Source organism: Pseudofrankia coriaricola (assembly GCF_032027725.1).
Classification (GTDB): domain Bacteria; phylum Actinomycetota; class Actinomycetes; order Frankiales; family Frankiaceae; genus Pseudofrankia.
On record NZ_JASNFO010000181.1, the window covers coordinates 1 to 4126 of the forward strand.

A 4126-nucleotide genomic window follows, 5' to 3' on the forward strand; every position below is an offset into this window, starting at 1 on the left:
CGTTGACTTAAGAACCTGGTAGGGGTGGGACGGCCCGGATGATCTGTACGGTTTCGGCTGGGCGTCGGGTGGGCCGGGGAGGCCGCGGTCGTTGGGGGTTCCACGACAGGAAGCGGGACATCTTCCGTTTGACCTGGCGGACCTCGGCGCGGAGCCGGCGCGGAGGGTTGATCTCTTCCTGAAGCTCACGGGCGAGGTGGGCGAGTTCAGCCGCGAGGCGGTAGGGGGGAAAGGTTCCCCGGGAACGCGGTGACACTGCGCCGGACCGCCCGCAGGGTGGCGGCGAAGGAGAGCCGGTCGGGATCGAGGGGCTCGCCGCGGCCGACGGCCACCGCGTGCATCAGTACCCGCAGACCGGTGTAGACCGCCAGGTGTGCGTAGACCTCCTGGAGCACCAGTGCCGGGCTCTTGCTCGGCAGGACGGTGCCTGCGCCGATCTGGGTGGTCTTCAGCTCGGCCAGACTGTTCTCGACTTCCCACCGCTCGCTGTAGAGCGCGGCGAGCTCGGCGGCGGGGGCCTGGTCGGGGTCGAGCAGCGTCGTGATCAGCCGGTAGCGTTCGGTCCGGCCGGACACGTCCAGGCCGTACTCGATCACTCGAACCCGTGCGTCCTGGGGCGGCCGGACGCGGCGGCCCCGGCCGCCGCGAACCGTGGACAGCCACGAGCCGTCCGCGAGCACGTCTTCCACCGGAAGTTTCCAGGTGCCCGGGACGCGCCACAGCAGGTGGGCGCCGCGGGCCTCCGCCCGCTGCCACAGATGCGCTCCGGGCAGGCCCCGGTCGGCCAGCACCAGCATTCCCGGCCCGAGCGAGGGGGCCAGCCGCTCGACCAGCGCCCGCTCCTGGACCCGGTAGGAGTCGACCACCGCGTCGGTGACCACGTGGGTGCCGGCCTCGATCAGCACTGCGAGCCGCACCAACGGATACCCGGTCGGACCCTTGCCCGGCCGGGGCCGCGGCCGTCCAAGCCCCGCCTCGTTGGCCTCGGTGTCGGCGGCCGGCAGGGTAGTCCCGTCGACGACCATCAGCCGCAGGCCCCGCCAGAACGCCCCCGGGGTCCGTTCGTCGGCCACCGCCGTACCCGCGTGCACCAGCAGGTCACGGAACGGTTCCACGCCCAGCGCGCGGCGTGCCCGGAAGATCGCCGCCTTGTCCGGAACCCGCCACTGGCCCCCGTCGTCCTCGCGACGGGCGGCTTCGGCGAGCGTGCGCAGCACCTCCCGGTACGGCTCCGGGCAGAACAACGCCCGCGCGAGCACGAAGTACGCCGTCAGCCTCGGCGGCAGCAGCCGCACCCGTACCTCACGGTCCCGGGTCTTGGCCAGCACCACGTCCACCAGCTCCGGCGGGAACACCTGAGTGAGATCCCCAAGCGCGAACCGATCAACCAGGTGAGTAGCCACTGGGCATCACCTCTAGTAGCCACTGGACTACTAACCCAGCCTACCTCGACCCTAAGTCAACGGCATTGCGTTTAACTACGTCTACGGTCGCAGCAGGCTGGACTCAAGGCGGCGGCAGGCGGGTAGGCCGTTCACCGGGCGGGTGCGCACCGACCGGGCAAAGTGGATCGTCTGTCTGCCCGGGCGGCTGCCGTCCTACATCAGCGTCGAGCAGTACGAGCGGAACATGCAGCGGATGCAGGCCAACCAGTCCCGGGCCGCGGGCCCGGGCCCGGTGCGCGACGGCCCGGCCCTGCTGGCCGGGCTGGTGGTCTGCGCCCGCTGCCGGGGAGGATGACGGTGCGCTACCAGCACGGGCCGTGAGGGCGGCTGCACCCGGCCTACGTGTGCGCCCGAGACAAGAGCGACTACGGCACCCGGCAGTGTCAGCAACTGGCCGGGGGCTGCCTGGACAGCCACGTGACCGGCCTGCTGTTGGCCGCGCTGACCCCGGCCGCGTTAGAGGTCCGGGACGTCGTCCACTCCGCGGCGCGGCTGGTGTAGTCGGCGAACAGCGGTTGCACTTTCTCCAGGTCAAGGCCGTAGGTCACCGGATCGGGGTGCAAGTTGCTCGCACGGGACTCGCCGTTCTCGTGCCACCAACGACGCATGCCGGTCTCGAACTCCGGGGTGACAGGCTCGCCGAGCCAGTCGTAAAGGCGGCGAACCTCGCCGATCGGGTTCCGCTGCGTGGCGCGGAAGTCCAGGTCGAAGAACCGGTGGTCGTTGCCCGCCGCGCGGAAGGCGAGGGCGCGCCGTATCCCGATCGACCAGTGTTCGACGTTGAGCGCGCCGATGTAGTGCCGGTCGACGTCGTCGGTGAACATGCCGCCGATCACCTCGTAGACCTCGGCGGCAGACACGAGGACCTCAGTCGGATCCCCGTGCGTCATCCAGAAACGCGCGTCGGGAAACGCCGCCACCAGATGTTCCAGGAAGATCATATGCGTCGGCGACTTCAGCCGCCACGGCTTCCGATCGCCCCGCCACTGCAAAAGCTTCAACGCCCGCCGCTCATAGTGGTAGGTCGGCGTGAGATCCGCGTCGAGCATCCAGGACGAGTAGGACGGCACCCGCGCGAATGCCTGGAAGTAGTGCGACTTGAAGTCCAGGCCCATCAGGTCCTGGCATTCCTGAGGGCCCGTCGCACTCGTCGGCAACAGGTCACGTATCCGGGGCGTCAGGCGCTCAGTCTCCGATGGGAGTGGAGCCGAGCACCTCGAACTTGGTGGGCTGGCCTTTGTCGTCGAGGGTCGTCGACAGGCCGCCCCGCACACAGACCGCAGGGGTGTCCGGAGCCGCCTTCCCGTTGCACCGGAACCTCAGGCCGGCAACGCCAGGCAGCTCCCGCTCCGGCATTGCCTTGATGGTCGCGATGACGGACTTTGGAGTGATGTCCCCGGAGATGCCCTCGAGAGCTGTCGCGAGGGCGCCGAGCGTCACGAACATGCCCCTGCCGCTGATCGCGGTGTTGTCGATGCCGTGACCGTAGGTCTTGATCACCGCGTCGTACGGCGCTGTGGACGGGTCACTCCCGCCGTTCGGCACGGTAGCGGATACGACCATCCCGCTGAGAACCGAGGCCGGCACGGCCTTGCGGGTCGCGTCGGTGATGCACTGAGAAATTCCGCTGACGGTGCCGTCGTAGCCAACCGCGCGCAGGCCGTTGAAGGCGCTGATGCAGAATCCGTCGTTACCGATGACGAACACGACACCGGGCCGCCCGCTGAGGACATTCTGCATCTGTGGCGTCATGTCGGCGGTGCCGGGCGGTATCGCGACGACCTGGTAGTCGAGACCGGCGTCGGCGAACACCTTGGGGGCCACTTCCTCGGTGGTATGCAGTGCGGCTGGCACGTCGATCACGACCGATGTCACCTTGTGGACTCCCAGCTTCTTGGCGAGGCCGATCGGAAGCTGGAGCAGGGTGTACAGCGGATCACTGAGGGTGAACATCGACTCGCTATCGGCGAGCAGGTCCTGGTTGCTGGAGCCAAAGAACATCGCCGGCAGCTTGGCGTCCGCCAGTGGCTTCCAGATGGTGTCCGCGACCGCCGACTCGGGAATGGCGACGGCGACGACGCCATCCTCGATCATCTGGTTCGCGCAGTCGGCGCCTTTTGCCGGGTCGCCCTGTGTCTCGCATTTGTACAGCTTGATCGGGCGGCCGCCGATACCGGACCGCCGCTCGTTGAGGTAGGCGGCGGCGGCGTCGGCGACGCCGAGCTGGGCGGTGTTGTCGACGGCGGGGGACGCGCCGTCGGAGATGACTCCGATCTTCACCGGCTCGCCGCTCGCGGGCTTCACCGGCCCGAGCACATCGGCGCCCGATGCGGCGGCGGTGCCGGGTCTAGGGGCAATGCCGTGAAGCGTAGTTTGATCTTTCCGGGATGTGGTCATGCTGCGCGTGGGGCGAGCGGGTGGAGCCGGATCGTTGGCGGGCCTGGATGGCGGATTGAGGCGGGTTCGTCGCGTTTCTTGACGCGGTAGCTGTTGTGGCGGGGGCGTTTGACGACGCGGGGGCAGGTGCGGTGGCGCCGCGGTGGGTTGAGCGTGCGGGTGATCTCGGCGTGGAACCGGGGTAGCTGGGCGTGCCAGTCGTCAGGGGGGAATGTCCGCCGTCCCGGTGGCGGAACGGCGGACGAGGCGCAGGGTTCGGGCGAAGCCGACCCGGTCGGGGTCGA

Annotated in this window: 5 protein-coding genes; 1 reads left to right on the forward strand and 4 read right to left on the reverse strand. The window is 69.1% G+C overall.

Annotated features, from left to right (window positions below):
• Window positions 1-206: 206 nt before the first annotated feature.
• Window positions 207-1403, reverse strand: coding sequence for an IS4 family transposase (locus tag QOZ89_RS46780; RefSeq protein ID WP_312627305.1), 1197 nt, complete (start codon window positions 1401-1403; stop codon window positions 207-209).
• Window positions 1404-1545: 142 nt separating this feature from the next.
• Between QOZ89_RS46780 and QOZ89_RS46785 the strand changes: the two genes are divergently transcribed.
• The gene (locus tag QOZ89_RS46785; protein WP_071049920.1) at window positions 1546-1740 is read left to right on the forward strand and encodes a hypothetical protein; all 195 of its coding nucleotides are present in this window, start codon (window positions 1546-1548) and stop codon (window positions 1738-1740) included.
• 88 nt (window positions 1741-1828) lie between these two features.
• Here QOZ89_RS46785 and QOZ89_RS46790 read toward each other — a convergent pair whose 3' ends face one another.
• The 3 genes from QOZ89_RS46790 to QOZ89_RS46800 all read right to left on the reverse strand — a co-directional run.
• Window positions 1829-2602: a sulfotransferase family protein gene (locus QOZ89_RS46790; RefSeq protein WP_312630367.1), complete on the reverse strand. Its 774-nt coding sequence runs from the start codon at window positions 2600-2602 to the stop codon at window positions 1829-1831.
• 28 nt (window positions 2603-2630) lie between these two features.
• Entirely contained in the window at window positions 2631-3842 is a 1212-nt protein-coding gene (locus tag QOZ89_RS46795; protein WP_397428978.1) for an ABC transporter substrate-binding protein, read from the reverse strand.
• Window positions 3839-4126: hypothetical protein (locus QOZ89_RS46800; protein WP_312630369.1), on the reverse strand; the 288-nt coding region annotated here is incomplete at its 5' end. The genes QOZ89_RS46795 and QOZ89_RS46800, both read right to left, overlap by 4 nt.

What these genes read in the sequence shown, in the direction of transcription:
- QOZ89_RS46795 (WP_397428978.1), bottom strand. Translation starts at nt 3,842, where the DNA reads ATGACCACATCCCGGAAAGATCAAACTACGCTTCACGGCATTGCCCCT.